We start from the raw sequence: 17,459 nt of genomic DNA, 5'->3' as shown, positions 1-17,459 counted from the left end.
GACGCCGTCGTCCCCCATGACGGCGGAACGACGCAGAGGGAACCGAAAGGAAGCCGTGGCAAGCCAGGATGAAACCCCCACACCGGGCCCACGCAGGGAAGGGCCGGCAGAGGGCGCCACCGAGGCACCCGACCCCGGAGCTGGTGCCCAGTCGGAGGATCAAGGCCGCCCCGCCGGGCCCGACGGCGAAGCGCCGGACCACGACCACGACGCCTGGGACGCGGCATTCGCCGCCGCCCTGCCCGACACCGGCCCGCAGGAGGCCCGCCCCGGCGGGCCCGCAGCCGCCGACGCAGCCGCGCTCCGGGCCGCTCCCGAAGCCGGAGCTGTTCCCGAGGCAACGGGCGCCGTTCCCCAATCCGGAGCTGTTCCGGAGGCCGCCGCCGTTCCGGACACCGGAGCCGAGAACGTCTCCCGCAACGGTACCGTTCCCGGTGGGCACCCCTCGCTGGCCCAGCGCAGCTCGCTGCCGATGCGGCGGGCGAGCACGCTGCCGGACATCAGCCGCCTGGAGCGCGCCGGGGGCGGGGACGCCTCCGACACCGGCAACAGCCCGGAGGCTGACCCGAAGCCCCAGTCACCCACCACGGATGCGAAGGCTGCGGCGTCCCCGGCGGACGGCCCTGCCGCTGCCACCACCGCTGCCGTACCGTCAGCCGCGGCGCCCCGGGCAGCGGGATCGCATGCAGCCTCCCCGCAGGGACAGGACGACCGGACGGACGACGACGCCGCCGACGCCGGTGACACCGATGGGCTGAGCCCCGAGGAGGCGGCGGAGGCACGGCGCCGCGCGGCGGAACGTGAAGCCGCAGCCGACCCCCGCCCGGTCCTGGCCCGCGTGCTGCAGGTCATGATCGCCGTCTTCTTCCCCGTGATGCTGCTGGCCGCCGCGATCCGCGCGGTCGCCACCCCGCTGTTCCTGTGGATTGAATACCACCGCCCGGGCTTCCCCGCAGACGCCTACGGTTTCAGCACCGAGGACCGCATGACCTACGGGTCCTATGCGGTGGACTACCTGCTGAACTGGTCCGGGCCGCGCTACTTGGGAGACCTCGTTGCCGCCGACGGCCAGCCGCTGTACCTGGACACCGAGGTCAGCCACATGGCCGACGTCAAGACTGTGCTGACGGTGGCCTTCCTGACCGCCCTGGGCATGCTGCTGCTGAGCATCCTCGCCGCCGTCTACCTGGCCCGCCGCAGCCCCGGCGGCATCCGGAGGGCGCTGTTCAGCGGTGCGCTGCTGACCCTGGTGCTGATCGGCGCCCTCGTGGTGACGGCCGTGCTGAGCTGGGAGCAGTTCTTCACGCAGATGCACAATGTCTTTTTTGCCCAGGGCAACTGGACCTTCCGCCTCGATGACACCCTGATCCGGCTCTTCCCGGCCCAGTTCTGGATGGATGCGGGCATCGCCATTGCCGGGATCGTTCTCCTGGTCTGCGTGGCGGTGCTGGCGGCGGCGTGGCCGACCCGGCGCCGTCGGGAGAAGGATCGGAAGGCCCGCGAAGCGGCGCGGCTCCGGCGCCGCGCGGCCCTTGAAGACGTGCACTGACAGGACGTCCAGACCGGCACGCCCGCCGCATACGCCGAGGCCCCGGCCGCTCCTGAAGGAGCGGCCGGGGCCTCGGCGTATGCCCTGCCGTGGATCGGCTACCGGGCGTAAAGCAGTTCCACCTCGGCGGCGTGGTCTGCGATGACTGCGTTCCGGCGCAGCTTCAGCGTGGCGGTCAGGTGCCCTGACTCCAGGGAGAAGTCCCGGCCCAGGGTCCGGAACCTGCGGATCTGTTCCGCCCGGGAGACGGTGGCGTTGGCGGCGTCGATGGCCTGCTGGATCTGTTCCAGCACCCGCGGATCATCCGCGGCGGGCACGGCGGAAAGTCCCTTTTCCCGGGCCCAGGCGGTCATCTCCTCCTCGTCCAGGGTGATCAGCGCGGCAACGTAGGGCCGCCCTTCGCCGACGACGACCACCTGGGAGACCAGCCGGTGCTCCCGGATCTTCTCCTCCAGCGGGCCGGGGGCGACGTTCTTGCCCCCGGCGGTGACGAGCAGGTCCTTCTTGCGGCCGGTGATCGTGAGGAACCCGTCGTCGTCCAGGGTGCCGACGTCGCCCGTGTGGAACCAGCCGCCGGCAAACGCCTCCGCCGTGGCCTCGGGGTTGTTGTGGTAGCCGCGGAACACTCCAGCCCCGGACGCCAGCACCTCACCGTCGTCGGCGATGCGGACGCTCGTGCCGGGCATCGGCAGGCCGACGCTGCCGACCCGGGTCAGCGGCACCGTGTTGACCGAGAGAGGCGCGGTCGTTTCGGTCAGGCCGTACCCCTCCAGAACCGTGATGCCCGCGCCGCGGAAGAAGTGGGCGAGGGTGGGGGAGAGTGCGCTCGCCCCGGAGATGGCGATCTTCAGCTGCCCGCCGAAGGCGGCCCGCACCCGGGGGAAAAGGAGGCGGTCGAACACCGCGTGCCGGGCCTTGAGCACCGGCGAGGGACCGCGGCCGCCGCGGCGGGCACGGTCCTGTGCTTCGGAATAGGCGATCGCCGTGGCGGACGCCGCCCGGAACAGCTTTCCCTTGCCGGCGGCCTCGGCCTTCGCCGCCGCGCCGGCGTGGATCTTCTCGAAGATCCGGGGCACGGCGAGGATGAAGGTGGGCTGGAACGAGGCCATGTCCTCCATGAGGTCGTTCGGGCTGCTGTGCCCCAGCCGGATGCCGCTGGCGATGCAGCCCACCTGCACCGCGCGGGCCAGGACATGGGCCAGGGGAAGGAACATGAGCGTGCTGGAGCCTTCGGGCTTGAGCATTTCGGGCAGGAACTCGGGGACGTTGACCGCGAAGAGCGCGAAGTTGCCGTGCGTGATCTCGCAGCCCTTGGGGCGCCCGGTGGTGCCGGACGTGTACACCATCGAGGCGACGTCGGCCAGGCCCGGCTTGGACCGCGCGGCCTCCAGCTCGTCGTCCGTGATCGGGACGCCGGCGGCACGCACACCGTCCAGCGAGTCCGGCCCCTCACCGTCCATCAGCCACAGCCCCACCTTGGCGCCCGACGCCGCCGCCGCGGCATGGACGACGGCCGCCTTGCGGGCATCCTCCACGAAGACATGGGAGGCACCGGAGTCCTGGAGGATCCACTCCACCTGGCTGGCGGAGGAGGTCTCATAGATCGGCACCGTCACCGCTCCCGCGAACCAGATCGCCACGTCCACCAGGGTCCATTCATAGCGGGTGCGGGACATGACCGCCACGCTGTCGCCGGGCTGCACGCCGAGCCCGATCAGCCCCTTGGCGAGTTCGGAGACCTGGGCCAGGAACCGGGCGGCGCTGATGTCCTGCCAGCGGCCCTGATCGTCCTTGACAGCGTAGAGCGGCCGCCCCGGCGCCTCGGCGTGGACCTTCAGGAGCAGGTCGGTGGTGTTGGATCCCTCAGGCAGATGGACGAGCAGATCCGTGGCGGACTCGCGCAACCGCGGCCTCACTTTCCGTGCTTGTGGCACTTTTTGTTGCTAGATCCAGCTGGGCATCCACATGCGGAGCCGCCAGTCAGGATACGGGATAACCTCGGCCGTCCAGACCGGAACAAAGAACGCGGAGGCCAGCAGTACCGCCACCAGGTACGCCCCGATGGCGAGCAGTCCGATCCGCCGGCGTCGGGCCGGAGCTTCGGGGGGGCCGGCGGCCAGACCCAGGACGTAGGTCAGCCCCAGCACCAGGAAGGGCAGGAAAGAGACGGCGTAGAAGTAAAACATGGTTCGGTCGGGAAACGCGAACCAGGGCAGATATCCGGCCGCGACGCCGGCCAGCACGGCACCGGCGCGCCAGTCCCGCCGCCCCAGCCAGCACAGGAGCAGCAGCGGCAGGCAGAGGGCGGCCGCCCACCAGATCAGCGGATTGCCCACGGAGGTGACGGCGGCCGAGCAGCTGGCCGCAGCGCAGCCGGCCTCGCCGGCTGCGTAGGTTTCGTAGTGGAAGGAGGTCGGCCGGCCCAGCAGCAGCCAGCTCCAGGCGCTCGACTCGTAGGGATGCTCCGAGCCCAGCCCGTTGTGGAAGACATAGGCGCTGCGGTGGTAGTCGGCGAGGGACCGCAGCGGTGCCGGCAGCCATTGCCAGCCCTCGCCGGGGTTCTGCTCGGCCCAGGACCGGTTGTACGCGCCGTCGGACCGGAACCAGCCGGTCCATGCCGCGAGGTAGGAGGCCAGTGCGGCGGGCAGCAGGGTGAAGAAGGCGGGCAGCCCGTCCTTAAACACTCCGGCGGGCAGCCAGAGCCGGACCCCGGCCACCCGGCGTGCCGAAACATCCCAGAGCACGCTCATCAGCCCGAACACGGCAACGAAGGCCAGCGCCGACCACTTGGTGCCCACGGCGAGGCCCAGGCACAGCCCGGCCGCCAGCCGCCACGGACGCCACAGCACCCACGGACCCCAGACCGGAGCCATGCGTTGCGCCGCGCCGCGCGCGTCCTCCGCCAGGCGGGCCGCCAGCCGCCGTCGCCCGTCATAGCGGTCCAGCAGCAGGGCACCGAAGCCGACGGTGATCCAGAAGGTGAGGAAGACATCGAGCAGCGACGTGCGCGAATGCACCAGATGGTGTCCGTCCACGGCTAGCAGCAGCCCGGCGGTGAAGCCGAGGGCGGGCGAGCGGAACAACCGCCAGGCGATCAGGGCAACCAGCAGGACCGTGAGTGAACCGGCCAGAGCCGCACCGAAGCGCCAGCCGAACGCGTTGTCCGTGCCGAACAGCTGCATGCCCAACGCGATCATCCACTTCCCGACCGGCGGATGGACCACATATTCGGGCTCATCGAGCGGCCCGACCGGAGAACCGGCGTTGAACGAGTCGTTGGCGTCCTCCGGCCAGGCCCGCTCATACCCGGACTGGAGGTAGGAAAAGGCGTCCTTCACGTAGTACGTCTCGTCGAACACCAGGCTGCCCGGCTCGCCCAGCCGGACGAAGCGCAGGACCCCGGCGACGACGGCGGCGGCCAGGGCGGCGATCCAGCCGGCTGCCCGCCGGTCCAGGCGCAGCGCTCCGAGGCGCTCGACCAGGACGGGGTACCGGAACGCGGCGGCCGGGTCCTGGAGCAGCGGCGCGGCCGGTCGCGTGCCGACGGTCGTAGCAGGGCTCACGCGCTCCACCTTAGCCGCTCGCGTAGGGTAGGAGAGTGGATACAGGCACCCCCGAAGGCACCGGCAACACTCCCCGCAACGACCCCCGCAGCACCGGCGGCGCTGCCGTGACGGGCGGCCAGGGGGCAGGACCGGGAGGGATCGTCCTGGCCGCGACTCCGATCGGAAACATGGGCGACGCCACGCCGCGGCTGGTGGAGCTGCTGCAGACAGCGGACATTGTCGCCGCGGAGGACACCCGGCGCCTGCACCGGCTCGTCTCCGCCCTCGGCATCACGGTGACCGGCCGGACGATCAGCTACCACGAGCACAACGAAGCAACCCGAACGGCGGAGCTGCTCGCCGCCGTCCGCGGCGGCGCCACCCTGCTTGTGGTGACCGACGCCGGCATGCCGGCGGTCTCCGACCCGGGCTTCCGGCTCGTGGCCGCCGCGGTTGAGCAGGACCTTCCGGTGACCGCGGCACCCGGCGCGTCCGCCGTCCTGACGGCCCTGGCCCTGTCGGGGCTGCCCACCGATCGGTTCTGCTTCGAGGGGTTCCTGCCGCGCAAGGCCGGGGACCGCGCCGCACGGCTCGCGGAACTGGCGGGGGAGCGGCGGACCATGGTCTTCTTTGAGGCGCCGCACCGGCTCGAGGTGATGCTGCGTGCCCTGGACGAGGCCTTCGGCCCGGAGCGCCGGGCGGCGGTGGCCCGCGAGCTGACCAAGCTGCACGAGCAGGTGCTGCGCGGCCCGCTGCGCCGGCTGCTGGAATGGGCCGAGGAGTCGGAGATCCGCGGTGAAATCGCCGTGGTCGTCGAAGGGGCGCCGGAACCGGAACCCGCCCGGCCCGAGGACCACGTGGCGGCCGTGAACGCCCTCATCGCCGACGGCTCCCGGCTCAAGGACGCCGTCGCCGCGGTCGCGGCCGACGCCCGGGTGAGCCGCCGCGAACTCTACGAGGCCGTCCTGCACTCCCGCAGCGCACCGCCCGCCTCCTGACCGGGCAGGGCCCCTCCGCCGCTGGCTGTGCGGCTGCACAACCGCGGCCGCCCGTCACAGTGCAGCACTGTATTTACAGTATTTGTCCGCGCCACTTACGGTGAAGACAATCACCCGGGCACCCGCCCGCACCCATCCGCCGAATCTGGAGGCTACATCCATGGCTATTACCGCTGAGCGCGAGGCGCAACTGCTGGCGACCGTCCCCACCGGACTGCTGATCAACGGCGAGTGGCGCGAGGCAGCGGGCGGAAAGACCTTCGACGTCGAGGACCCGGCCACCGGCAAGGTGCTGCTGAGCATCGCGGATGCCTCCACCGAGGACGGCGCGGCCGCGATGGACGCCGCTGCAGCCGCCCAGGACGCATGGGCCCGCACCGCCCCCCGTGAGCGCGGGGAGATCCTGCGCCGCGCCTTTGAACTGGTCACCGAGCGGGCCGAGGACTTCGCTCTGCTGATGACCCTGGAAATGGGCAAGCCGCTGGCCGAGGCGCGCGGCGAGGTCGCCTACGGCGCCGAGTTCCTGCGGTGGTTCTCGGAGGAGGCCGTGCGCATCTCCGGCCGCTACGGCACCAGCCCGGACGGCAAGTCCCGGCTCATGGTCACCAAGAAGCCTGTCGGTCCCTGCCTGCTGATCACGCCCTGGAACTTCCCGCTGGCCATGGCCACCCGCAAGATCGCCCCGGCCGTGGCCGCCGGCTGCACCATGGTGCTCAAGCCCGCCAAGCTCACTCCGCTGACCAGCCAGCTGTTCGCCGCCGTCATGATCGAGGCCGGGCTGCCCGCCGGCGTGCTGAACGTCGTCTCCACCACCAAGGCCGGCGAGGTCACCGGACCGATCATGAAGGATGACCGGCTGCGCAAGGTCTCCTTCACCGGCTCCACCCCGGTGGGCCAGGGCCTGATCCGCGACGCCGCCGACAAGGTGCTGCGCACCTCCATGGAGCTGGGCGGCAACGCCCCGTTCGTGGTCTTCGAGGACGCCGACCTGGACAAGGCCGTGACCGGTGCCATGGCCGCCAAGCTGCGCAACATGGGCGAGGCCTGCACCGCCGCCAACCGCTTCATCGTGCACGAGTCGGTGGCTGAGGAGTTCGCCGCGAAGTTCGCCGAGAAGGTCGCCGCCATGACCCCGGCCCGCGGCACCGAGGACGAGTCCAAGGTCGGCCCGCTGATCGATGCCAAGTCCCGCGACAAGGTGCACTCCCTGGTCACCGACGCCGTCGAGCGCGGCGCCAAGGCCGTCGTCGGCGGTGCTCCGGTGGAAGGCCCGGGCTACTTCTACCAGCCCACGGTGCTCGCGGACGTGCCCGCGGACGCCCAGATCCTCAAGGAGGAGATCTTCGGACCGGTGGCCCCCGTGGTCACCTTCTCCACCGAGGACGAGGCGGTGGCGCTGGCCAACAACACCGAATACGGCCTGGTGGCCTACGTGTTCACCGAGGACCTGAACCGCGGCCTGCGGATCGGTGAAAAGCTGGAGACCGGCATGCTCGGCCTGAACGCCGGCGTGGTGTCCAACGCGGCCGCCCCGTTCGGCGGCGTGAAGCAGTCCGGCCTGGGCCGCGAAGGCGGCGACGAAGGCATCGAGGAGTACCTCTACACGCAGTACATCGGCATCGCCGACCCGTACGCGTCCTAGCCGTCTCAGGACCGGAAGGAGCGGGAGCCGCGGTGCGGCCCCGCTCCTTCCGTCGTTGGGAGCTCGGTCCCGGCCCTACGGGCGGGTCCGGCCCAGGGACGCGGGGAGCACCCGTGCCTTGATCCGGGCCACCGGACCGGACGCGGCATCGAGGGCGGCCTGGAGCCGGCGGACGTCGCTCCAGTCCGCTTCCGGCGGCCTGCCGGCCCGGAGACCGCTCCGGGCATAGCTCTCCTGCTCGAACGCTGCCCGCAGCCGGTCCACCGCCTCCGCGCCTTCCGGGTTCAGGCCGGCCGCCAGCCGCGCCGCATAGCCGGCTGCCGTATCGGCAGTGTGCATGCCGGTCCCGTAGTCGTGGCCCAGGTCGACCGCCTCCTGCCATGCGGCTGCCGCGGGCGGGTCCCCGCGGCCGGGGTGCTCCGCCGCAGCCCGCCGCCTGGACCTGCGATGACGCCGCAGCTGCCAGGGGGCCAGCAGGGCGCCCACAGCGGCGAGCAGGCCGACCAGGACGCCCGCCCAGGGTGCCATTCCGGTCTCCGCCGGTGCCTCCGAAGCAGCCTCCGGGCTGTCGGCGGGCGCCGGAGTCCTCGGCGGAGCAGCAGGCGGGGGAACCTGCCCGCCGCGCGGATCGATGTCATCCTCCCGTACCGCGTCGGGCCCGGCCTGCGGTTCCCGCGCATACGCGGGAACCGAACCGCGCGAGGGCGTCGGTTCAAAACGCACCCAGCCCGCCCCCTCGAAGTACAGCTCCGGCCAGGCGTGGGCGTCGCGGGCATCGACGGCGTACTCGCGCAGCTGGATTCCGCCGCTGCCCTCCGTCACCTCGCCGGTGGAGCGCCCGGGGGCGTAGCCCAGTGCCATCCGGCTGGGAATGCCCAGCTCCCGGGCCATGACCGCCATCGCGGCCGCGAAGTGGATGCAGTAGCCGGAACGCTCCCGCATGAAGCCCTCCAGCACGCTCATCCCGTTGCCGTCGTAGCCGCCGTCGACCGGCGCCTCCAGGGAATAGCTGAACTCCGGCCCGCGCAGGTAGGCCTGCAGGGCCATGGCCTGCTCATACGGCCTCCCGGCATCGGCCGCCGCCTCCCGGGCAGCGTCGGCCAGCGATTGCGGAACGTCGTCCGGCAGGTCCGTGAAGACGGGGTCGAGGCCATCGCCCGGGGCGGCCGGCAACGCGGCAAGCTGCTCCCGGGTGATCCTGAGGTCCAGGCTTTGGACCTCATAGTCGGCTCCGGAGGAGGAGCCGCCGTCGACGGTGCGGATGCTCATGGTCCGCGGATCCCACGTCCAGGCGCCCTCCACCCCGTTGACCGATGTTGCGGCGTAGGGGGCCAGCAGCCACGGACTTGAGTAGGTGCGGGAGCTGACGCGCGTGGTCGTCCGGGCCGCCGGAACCGCCAGGGCGGCCTCCGCCGGCACCATCGTGGAGACGCCGCGGCGTCGGCTTTCATCACGGGCGGTGGGCCCCCACCTGGCGCCGGAGAAGTCCTCCACCGTAGTGGAGCGCAGATAGACGGGGTCGGCGGCGTCGGTGGCGTAGGTGATGCGCCCGGTGGCGGTCGGCCGGCGCAGGTCGCTGCCCAGGGTGACCACCGGGTTCAGTCCGCTGCCGCCGGAGCCGAGCTGGAACCTGGCGCCCTGGGGAAAGGAACCGGAGGTGAACCCGGGAACCGCCAGCGGTACCACCAGAGCCAGGACGAGCGCGGCGCCGCCGACGCCGACGGCGGCCAGGGGGGACCGACGGCTGTCCTCGGCACCGCCGTCCTCCCGGCGCGCGCAGATGACCAGCACCGCCACGTATCCGCCGGCGGCAAGGATGAACGGCAGGGCACCGACGCTGTTCGGTTTGATGACAGCGGGAACGACCAGGATGGCGAGCAGCCCGGCTCCGGCGCTCCCCGGCATGCGCAGCGTGACGGCGAGCGTGTCGGTGAGCACGGCCATCAGGCCGACGCCCAGGCAGGCCAGGAACACCACCCCGGGTTCGGCGAGGACCGGAATGACCTGCGTGGACACCGCTGCCTGGGCCTGGTCCAGGAGCACGCCGAGATGCCGCACCGACTCTGCGGTGGGCACCACCCCGAGCAGGTTGTGCTCCGCCGTGAAGGCCACGCAGAGGGCCAACCCGAGGGCGGCCAGCTCCGCGGCGGGCACCAGCGGCAGCGGGGCGCGGAGCCTCCGGGCCGCCGCTCCCGCACCCAGGGCGGCCAGGATGCAGAAAGCCAGCGGCAGCAGCCAGGATGCACCGTCCAGGACACCGCTGAGACTCAGCGAAGCGGCGAGCACGGCCGCCGTCACTGACGCCGTGGCGCGGAGTCCGGCGTCGGGCGGGGTCGGGCGCGCGGGGGAAGAAACGGACCGTGGCGGGGCGGTGAGGGTCATCGCCTGCCCCCGACTCCGGCGCCTGCCCGGCCGCCCGCCGGAGCCGGGCGTCCCGGTACCTGCGCGGCGGGCGCTCCGCGGGCGGGCAGTGCGTCCAGCATGCTCCACGCCACGGGAACGGGCGTGTCCGGGGTGACCGCTGCCACCTGCCACCCTGCGCTTCGAAGCACGCGGATTCCCTCCCGGGCGGTGCCGGGCGAGTCGAGGGCCAGCACAGCGAATGCCTGCCCGCCGGGACCGGACAGGGCGGCCAGGGCACGGGCCTCTGCGGCGGTCAGGGCGCCGAGAACGGCGATCAGCGGCCCCCGGTAGCGGGCCTCAGCCAGCTTCCCGGCCAGCGGCTGCCCAAACGCGGTCCCCTGGCCGGCGTCGCTGCCGTTCGGCTGCAGGCCAAGGGCCGCCAGGCCTTCAGCGAAATCCTGCAGTCCGGCCCCGCCCACGAACTCGTCCCTGTCCGGATCAGCGCAGGATGACGAGCCGGCGAGCATGGGCCGGCCCGCCTGATCCACGGCGCTGAGGGCCCACCCGGCGCCGGCCAGGTGCGCCGCCGCGGACACGGTCATCGTCACGCACCACTCGAAGGAGTCGCTGGTGTGCAGATCAGGGGCCTCCTCCCACAGCGACGCGGCGGCGCTCCGACCGTGCACAGCCTCGCGCCGGTCCAGCAGCAGCGTCGCCCACGGAGTCGAAATGGGTTGTTCCTGCCGCACCATCAGCTGCGCATGCCGCGCCGTGGCGGCCCAGTGGACCCGGCGCATCGGATCCCCTGGCCGGTAACCGCGCGTGGTCGCCTCATCGTCGCTGGGACCGCCCGGCCGGGGATGGAGCACGGTACCGTCCGGACCGCCGGCCGCGTCGGGGAACGGGGCCGGAAGCGGCAGCGGTGCGGGCGCGACGACCAGCCGGTCGCTGCCGCCCAGCTCCTGGTCCGAACGGGCCAGTCCGAGCGGGTCGATGAACACGGCGCCCGCCGGGCCGATCCGGAAGACCCCGCGCCGGCCCGAACGAAGCCGGTACTCATAGTCCGCCCTCAGCGCACCCCGCGCGGACAGGGGAGGGAAATGGAAGGCGGGGCTTTGTCCGAACCGGGCCGGCAGGCCCTCATGCATGGTCACCGACGACACCGGAAGACGCGGCGCGGACACCGCCAGCCGGACCGTAGCCGGGGTGCCTGCCTCCACCACCGGAGGCGTGAAGGAGCGCCGGATGTCCAGCCGCGGCCGGGCCAGCCGGAGCAGGACGGCGGAGGCGGCCGGCAGGGCGGCCAGGAAGACCGCCAGCGTGAGCAGGTCCCGCCGCCCCAGGACCCACGCGGCCAGGAGGGCAGCAGCGGCGGAGACCAGGAAACCGGCTCCGCGGCGGGTCAGCGAGGTGGACGGCAGCAGGCGGGCGAGCATCGCGGCGGCCCGGGTCAGTGCCGGGAGCGCTCGGACGGGGCCGGGCGGGGAACCGCGACCCGGGAGCGGACCTCCGCCAGGATCCCGGCCGCCGTGTCGCCGGCCGCTGCGGAACGGCGGTCCAGGATCAGCCGGTGGGCCAGCACCGGCTCCATGAGGCCGGCCAGGTCATCGGGGAGGACGAAGTCCCGTCCGGCCAGCGCGGCACGCGCCTTGGCCGCGCGCACCAGCTGCAGCAGCGCCCGCGGGCTGGCGCCCAGGCGCACGGCGGGATGCTCACGGGTGGCCCGGCCCAGTGCCACGGCGTATTCCTTGACCGGGTCGGAGACGTAGACCTCGCGAACGCGTGCGGCCATGGCCGCAACCTGTGCGAGGCCGACGACGGGAACCACGTCGTCGAGCGGGTCCGCCGCCTGGTGGTGCTCCAGCATGTCCACCTCGGCGCGGGCGTCCGGATAGCCGAGCGAAAGCCGCACCATGAAGCGGTCCCGCTGCGCCTCGGGCAGGGCGTAGGTGCCTTCCATCTCCACCGGGTTCTGGGTGGCGACCACCATGAACGGATCGGCCAGCGGCCACGTGGCACCGTCCACGCTCACCTGGCGCTCCTCCATGCATTCGAGCAGCGCGGACTGGGTCTTGGCCGATGCACGGTTGATTTCGTCGCCGATCACGATGTTCGCGAAGACGGGGCCGCGGCGGAACTCGAAGCGGTGCGTGTCCTGGTTGTAGATGGACACTCCGGTGACATCGGACGGCAGCAGGTCGGGGGTGAACTGCAGCCGGGTGACCGAGCAGTCGACCGTACGGGCCAGCGACTTGGCCAGCATCGTCTTGCCCACTCCGGGCACGTCTTCCAGCAGCACATGCCCCTGGGCGAGCAGCGCAGTAAGCATCAGGGCCGCGGCTTCCGCCTTCCCGTCGATGACGGTGCCCATGGAGGCCAGGATCCGGCCTGCGGCATCGGCGAACTCCTGCGCGTCCATGGGCGCCGGCCCTCGGCGGACCGGCGCGGCGGACGGGCCGGCGTCGGGATGGAGAATGGGCGGGGCGGTGGCCGTTGAGGTTTCTCGGGCGTCCATGGATACCTTCCGGACAACGGCGCTCAGGCGCCGGCGGCAGCGGTGTGGAGCACGTGCGGGCAACCGGCTGCCGGCCCTGAGGGGACGGCCCGGCCACGGTGTCTGTTCAGGGTACTAGCTCCCTTAGGGTTAAGAACATGTGCAATTCCAGCGGTGGCCCTTCCGGTTCCGTCCCCGGCGCGTACGCCGCGCTCGACCGCCCCGACGCCGGGGGCCGCAGCTGGCCTCCCGCCCCGGAACCGCTGCCGGTGCCGGTGATGGACAACCACACCCACCTCGACTTTCCCGCCGACGCGGGTGTCGTTCCCGCCGCCCGGGCCCTCGATGCAGCAGCCGCGGTGGGGGTGCGCGGAGCCGTCCAGGTCGGCACCGACCTCGAGTCGAGCCGGCGCACGGTGGAGCTGGTGGAGCAGGAGCCCCGGCTGCTGGGCGCCGTGGCCATCCATCCCAACGACGCCCCCGACCTGGCGGCGGCCGGCACCCTGGAGGCGGCCCTCACCGAGATCGAGCAGCTGGCCCGCCATCCGAGGGTACGCGCCGTGGGGGAGACCGGACTGGACTACTTCCGCACCGGCCCGGAAGGCCTGGAACGCCAGCAGTATTCGTTCCGGCGGCACATCGACATCGCCAAGCGGACCGGTACCGCCCTGCAGATCCACGACCGGGAGGCGCACGCGGACGTGGTCCGCATCCTGAGGGAAGAGGGCGCACCGGAGAAGGTGGTCTTCCACTGCTTCTCCGGCGATGCGGAGCTGGCCCGCACCTGCAACGAGTTCGGCTGGTACATGTCGTTTGCCGGCACGGTCACCTTCCGCAACGCCGCCTATCTGCGTGAAGCGCTCGCAGTCGCCGATCCTTCGCTGATGCTCGTCGAAACCGACGCCCCGTTCCTCACCCCGCATCCCTGGCGCGGCCGGCCCAACGCCAGCTACCTCGTACCGGCCACCGTCCGTGCCATGGCAGCCGAACTGGACCGCGACCTGGCCGCCCTGTGCACGGATCTGGCCGCCAACACCGAGCGGGTCTACGGCAGCTGGTGAGCCGCGGGACCGGTGTGACCGGCGGGGAGCGCGGGGCCACCGTGAAATCTGTGGTTGCCGAGCAGATCACGTTTCGGTTACGGTAGGGACCAGTTAGCCGGGGTCGGGGAAGGCTGCCGGAAAACGAAGCTGATGCACGCATCGGCCCGGACCGCTGTGCCCTGCCCTGCGCAAACGCGCCTCACGGGGTGCCGCCAGGCCGGACCGGGCGCGCCCATACGCCTGTGCAGGGCTGTTCCGCCGTGGGATTCGGCGGAAGCCGCCCCTGCACTTCATCCCCGTGCCCGGACACCGCAAGCGTTTGGAATTAAGTGGCACAGGCAGTCGTAAGGCGTGGAACCAGGCTCATCGGACAGGGCACCGTGATGGCGGCCCTCGTGCTGGGGCTCGTGGCCTTCGTGGGCAACAACAAGACCGTTGAAATCAGTGTGGACGGGCAGGCCAGCGACGTCCAGACGTTCGGCGGAACCGTGGAGGACGTGCTGGAGCGCGCCGGGGTGAGCGTCGACGCCGCAGACCAGGTCACGCCGGCCCTCGGGTCCCGGGTCGGGGACGGGGCCCGCATCGAGGTGCTGACCGCGAAGACCGTGGATATCACCCTCGACGGCGCCGGGCACACCGTCCAGACCACCGGCAGCACGGTCGAGGATCTTGTCTCGGAACTGCGGGTCTCCGCCGCGTCAGCCGTCTCGGCCTCGTTCGACACCTCGCTCGCCGGACTCGACCGCGACCTGTCCATCACCACGCCCAAGACCGTCACCCTCCTGGTTGACGGCGGTTCCCGGGAACACAGCACCACAGCCGGCAACGTGGGCGAGCTGCTGGATGAGGCAGGCGTCCGCCTGGGTGCGAGGGACCGGGTCTCCGCCCCGGCACAGGCCGCAGTGGTGGACGGCATGATCCTGAAGGTCACCAGGCTCAGCGCCGACGGGGAGGAGACCGTCACCGAGACGGTTCCGTTCGACACCGTCGAGACTCCCAACGCCGAGCTGCCCGAAGGGGAGCGGAAGGTCACCCGCGAAGGCGTGGCCGGAGAGAAGGTCAGCGTCTTCCGCGTCGTCACCGTGGACGGCCGTGAGGCCAGCCGCACCCTGGTCACTTCGTCGGTCACCCGCGAACCGGTGGCCGAGGAAGTAGCGGTCGGCACCAAGAAGCGCCCGGCCGCAGCGTCGGGCACCGCGCCCGCGGGCGGCGCCTGGGCAGCTCTGGCCCAGTGCGAATCAGGCGGCAACTGGCACATCAACACGGGCAACGGGTACTACGGCGGGCTGCAGTTCAGCGCCTCCAGCTGGCTTGGAGCCGGGGGCGGGAAGTATGCACCCGTGGCCAGCGACGCCACCCCCGCCCAGCAGATCGAGATCGCCGAGAACCTGCGCGCCAGCGGCGGCTGGGGCCACTGGCCGTCCTGCGCCGCCAAGCTGGGTCTGCTCTAGCCTCCGGCGGGGCTTCACCCGTCCAGCCCGCTCACCAGCCGTGCCGCATGGGCGGAGCGGTCATCGGCACCGGCACGGCGAAACCAGCGGCTGCTCTCCGTCAGGCGGTCCCGTGCGGCCCGCGTCCGTCCCAGATCCGCCAGGCTCAGCCCCAGCTGCAGGGCCAGCTCCGCCGCCGCCTGGGGGGAAAGCGCGCCGCGGTCCTCATAGGCTCGGGAGAGCAGTTCCGCTCCCGCCTGGGGATTCCCGGCCAGATGCAGGTACCGGCCGCGGCAGCGCAGCAGGTCCAGCCGTTCCGCCGCCGGTGCGTCCAGGACCGCCATCGCCGTTTCAGCGCGGTCGATGCACTGCAGGGTCGCGGCGTCATGCAGCCCTGCGGCGACGCGCTTGGAGGCGGAACCGCGGTTGAAGGCCGCCCACAGCTGCAGGTCGTCGTCGGGCGAGAGCAGCCGCGCGGCCCGCTCGTGGAAGTGCGCACCGGCGCCGGGGTCTCCGCACAGGAACGCGGCGTTGCCGGTCGCCCACCAGCCCCGGCCGGCGTCGGCCGGATCCTGAAGCGTCTGCAGCAGCGGCATCAGCAGGGCGGTGCAGTGGGTCCAGGCCTGCTGGGGCCGGCCGCTTTCACCGAGGGCCGCGACCAGGGCAAGGAGGACCTCGAGGAGCACCGCTGCCCCGACGGTGCCCGAAAGTGCGGTCCGCAGCGCTCGGGCGGCGTCGTGCACCGCAGCATCCAGCTGTCCCGCTCCCTGCCGGGCGGTGGCCAGCAGGGCCAGGCCCTGGGCCCGGCGTGCGGGGTCGGTCCGCGCCAGCGGATCGTCCGCGAGGTCGGCGGAGAACCGCACGGCCTCGTCGAAGTGGTGCAGGTTCCCAAACGCCCGCACGGCCAGCACCGTGTCCTCCCAGGCCGTCGTCGGCTCGTCCCTGTCCCGCCGCAGCTGCGCGGACTGCAGGGCCAGGGACACGGCTGCGGGGTAACGTCGCTCGTCCCACGCCTGACGGGCGGCCAAACCCGTCATCACCGCCGGACCGGCGCTCCGTTCCGGGCCGCCCTCCCGCCCGGCCAGCCTGGCCGCCAGGGCCTGCAGCTCCGCACCGGACGGTTCGACTGCTCCGGCCTCAAGGGAACCGACCCGGCCGGCTGTGAGGCCCTCGCCGAGGGCCGCCCTGCTGAGTCCGCGCATCTTCCGCTCTGCCTGGAGCCTGTACCCAAACGTTCTGCCCATGGATGTTCCCGCCTGTCACCGCGTGCTGAACACTGGAAAGGTGCCGCGTTCGGAAGGAATGCTAGCCACCGGTACCCGGGCGCGGCAGAGCAGGCGGCAGGACCGGGAGGATAAGACATGAAACCGCTGGCATCCGTTTCCCGCCGGGACGAATCCGCACGCCGGAGGTTCGTGGGGATTGGCCGGACCGACCGGCCGCGCGTCCGTCCGGCCGCCGGGGGTTGGCTAGAATTGGCCGGTGACTGATTCCGCTCCCGATGCCCGCCCGCCCGCACCGCTGCTTGGCGCGGCCGACATCCGCGCCCTGGCCGCCGAGCTGGACGTCCGCCCCACCAAGACCCTCGGCCAGAACTTTGTGATCGACGGCAACACGATCCGCCGGATCGTCGACGCCGCCAAGGTGGACCCGGCGGAGACGGTGCTGGAGGTCGGCCCCGGCCTCGGCTCGCTGACCCTCGGCCTGCTCGACGCCGCCGCCCGGGTGGTCGCGGTGGAGATCGACCCGGTGCTGGCCGGCCGGCTTCCGGAAACGGTGCGCACCTGGCGCCCGGACCGGGCCGCGGACCTGCACGTGGTGCAGGCCGACGCGATGCGCGTCACCGACCTGCCGGCGGAACCGACCGCGCTGGTGGCGAACCTGCCCTACAACGTTGCCGTGCCCGTGGTGCTGCATCTGCTCGCGCACTTCCCGTCCCTGCGGCACGGCCTGGTGATGGTGCAGGACGAGGTGGCGGACCGGATGGCCGCCCGCCCTGGGTCGCGCACCTACGGTGTGCCCTCGGTGAAGGCAGCCTGGTACGGCACCATGCGCAAGGCCGGAGTCATCGGCATGAACGTGTTCTGGCCCGCCCCGCGCATCTCTTCCGGCCTGGTGGCCTTTGAACGCACCGCGCCGCCGCAGACCGGCGCCACCCGTGAAGAGGTCTTCGCGGTCATCGATGCCGCCTTCGCCCAGCGGAGGAAGACCCTGCGGGCCGCCCTCGCCGGGTGGGCGGGCAGCCCCGCCGCGGCAGAGGCCGCGCTGCGCGCCGCCGGCGTCGATCCCTCCGCCCGGGGCGAGGTGCTCGACATCCACGCCTTCGCCCGGATCGCCGAGGCCGGGACCCCGTCCTGAGTACCGGCGTGCAGGGAGCGGCGGCTGATTTCGGCGGCCCCGGACCGGTCGCCTAAG

The 17,459-nt window shown here is 72.2% G+C and carries 12 protein-coding genes; 6 read left to right on the top strand and 6 right to left on the bottom strand.

Annotated elements, in window-relative coordinates:
• The first annotated feature begins 55 nt into the window (after positions 1-55).
• Positions 56-1,549 carry a TIGR01906 family membrane protein gene (locus AC5RV6_RS12535; RefSeq protein ID WP_494007659.1) on the top strand — a complete coding sequence of 498 codons (1,494 nt, stop codon included), beginning with the start codon at positions 56-58 and terminating at the stop codon, positions 1,547-1,549.
• Between the two features lie 98 nt (positions 1,550-1,647).
• Here AC5RV6_RS12535 and AC5RV6_RS12530 read toward each other — a convergent pair whose 3' ends face one another.
• Positions 1,648-3,453 (bottom strand): AMP-dependent synthetase/ligase, encoded by a 1,806-nt coding sequence (locus tag AC5RV6_RS12530; RefSeq protein ID WP_494008082.1) that lies wholly within the window; start codon positions 3,451-3,453, stop codon positions 1,648-1,650.
• A 39-nt stretch (positions 3,454-3,492) separates the two neighbouring features.
• Positions 3,493-5,112: a dolichyl-phosphate-mannose--protein mannosyltransferase gene (locus tag AC5RV6_RS12525; protein ID WP_494007658.1), complete on the bottom strand. Its 1,620-nt coding sequence runs from the start codon at positions 5,110-5,112 to the stop codon at positions 3,493-3,495.
• 107 nt (positions 5,113-5,219) lie between these two features.
• On the opposite strand from AC5RV6_RS12525, the gene rsmI reads away from it, so the two are divergent.
• Positions 5,220-6,092, top strand: coding sequence for a 16S rRNA (cytidine(1402)-2'-O)-methyltransferase (gene rsmI / locus AC5RV6_RS12520; RefSeq protein WP_494008081.1), 873 nt, complete (start codon positions 5,220-5,222; stop codon positions 6,090-6,092).
• Between the two features lie 160 nt (positions 6,093-6,252).
• Complete coding sequence (locus AC5RV6_RS12515) at positions 6,253-7,734, top strand: NAD-dependent succinate-semialdehyde dehydrogenase (RefSeq protein WP_494007657.1); 1,482 nt, start codon at positions 6,253-6,255, stop codon at positions 7,732-7,734.
• A gap of 75 nt (positions 7,735-7,809) precedes the next feature.
• On the opposite strand, the gene AC5RV6_RS12510 is transcribed toward AC5RV6_RS12515, so the two are convergent.
• From AC5RV6_RS12510 to AC5RV6_RS12500, 3 genes are read right to left on the bottom strand one after another with little or no spacing between them, the layout of a single operon-like run.
• Entirely contained in the window at positions 7,810-10,116 is a 2,307-nt protein-coding gene (locus tag AC5RV6_RS12510) for a transglutaminase TgpA family protein (protein ID WP_494007656.1), read from the bottom strand.
• Positions 10,113-11,513, bottom strand: coding sequence for a DUF58 domain-containing protein (locus tag AC5RV6_RS12505; RefSeq protein WP_494007655.1), 1,401 nt, complete (start codon positions 11,511-11,513; stop codon positions 10,113-10,115). The genes AC5RV6_RS12510 and AC5RV6_RS12505 overlap by 4 nt, the downstream gene beginning before the upstream one ends.
• Before the next feature lie 14 nt (positions 11,514-11,527).
• A complete protein-coding gene (locus AC5RV6_RS12500) occupies positions 11,528-12,592 on the bottom strand; it encodes an AAA family ATPase (RefSeq protein WP_494007654.1) in 1,065 nt (354 codons plus the stop codon).
• Between the two features lie 137 nt (positions 12,593-12,729).
• Here AC5RV6_RS12500 and AC5RV6_RS12495 point away from each other — a divergent pair, with 137 nt between their 5' ends.
• Positions 12,730-13,632, top strand: coding sequence for a TatD family hydrolase (locus AC5RV6_RS12495; protein ID WP_494007653.1), 903 nt, complete (start codon positions 12,730-12,732; stop codon positions 13,630-13,632).
• A 311-nt stretch (positions 13,633-13,943) separates the two neighbouring features.
• Complete coding sequence (locus AC5RV6_RS12490; protein WP_494007652.1) at positions 13,944-15,065, top strand: resuscitation-promoting factor; 1,122 nt, start codon at positions 13,944-13,946, stop codon at positions 15,063-15,065.
• A 14-nt stretch (positions 15,066-15,079) separates the two neighbouring features.
• Here the strand turns inward: AC5RV6_RS12490 and AC5RV6_RS12485 are convergent, their stop codons facing one another.
• Positions 15,080-16,288, bottom strand: a complete 1,209-nt coding sequence (locus tag AC5RV6_RS12485) for a hypothetical protein (protein ID WP_494007651.1) — start codon at positions 16,286-16,288, stop codon at positions 15,080-15,082.
• Between the two features lie 238 nt (positions 16,289-16,526).
• On the opposite strand from AC5RV6_RS12485, the gene rsmA reads away from it, so the two are divergent.
• Complete coding sequence (gene rsmA, locus AC5RV6_RS12480; RefSeq protein WP_494007650.1) at positions 16,527-17,402, top strand: 16S rRNA (adenine(1518)-N(6)/adenine(1519)-N(6))-dimethyltransferase RsmA; 876 nt, start codon at positions 16,527-16,529, stop codon at positions 17,400-17,402.
• Positions 17,403-17,459: the final 57 nt, after the last annotated feature.

Source organism: Arthrobacter saudimassiliensis, assembly GCF_059090665.1.
This window is presented reverse-complemented; position numbering and strand designations above follow the sequence as displayed.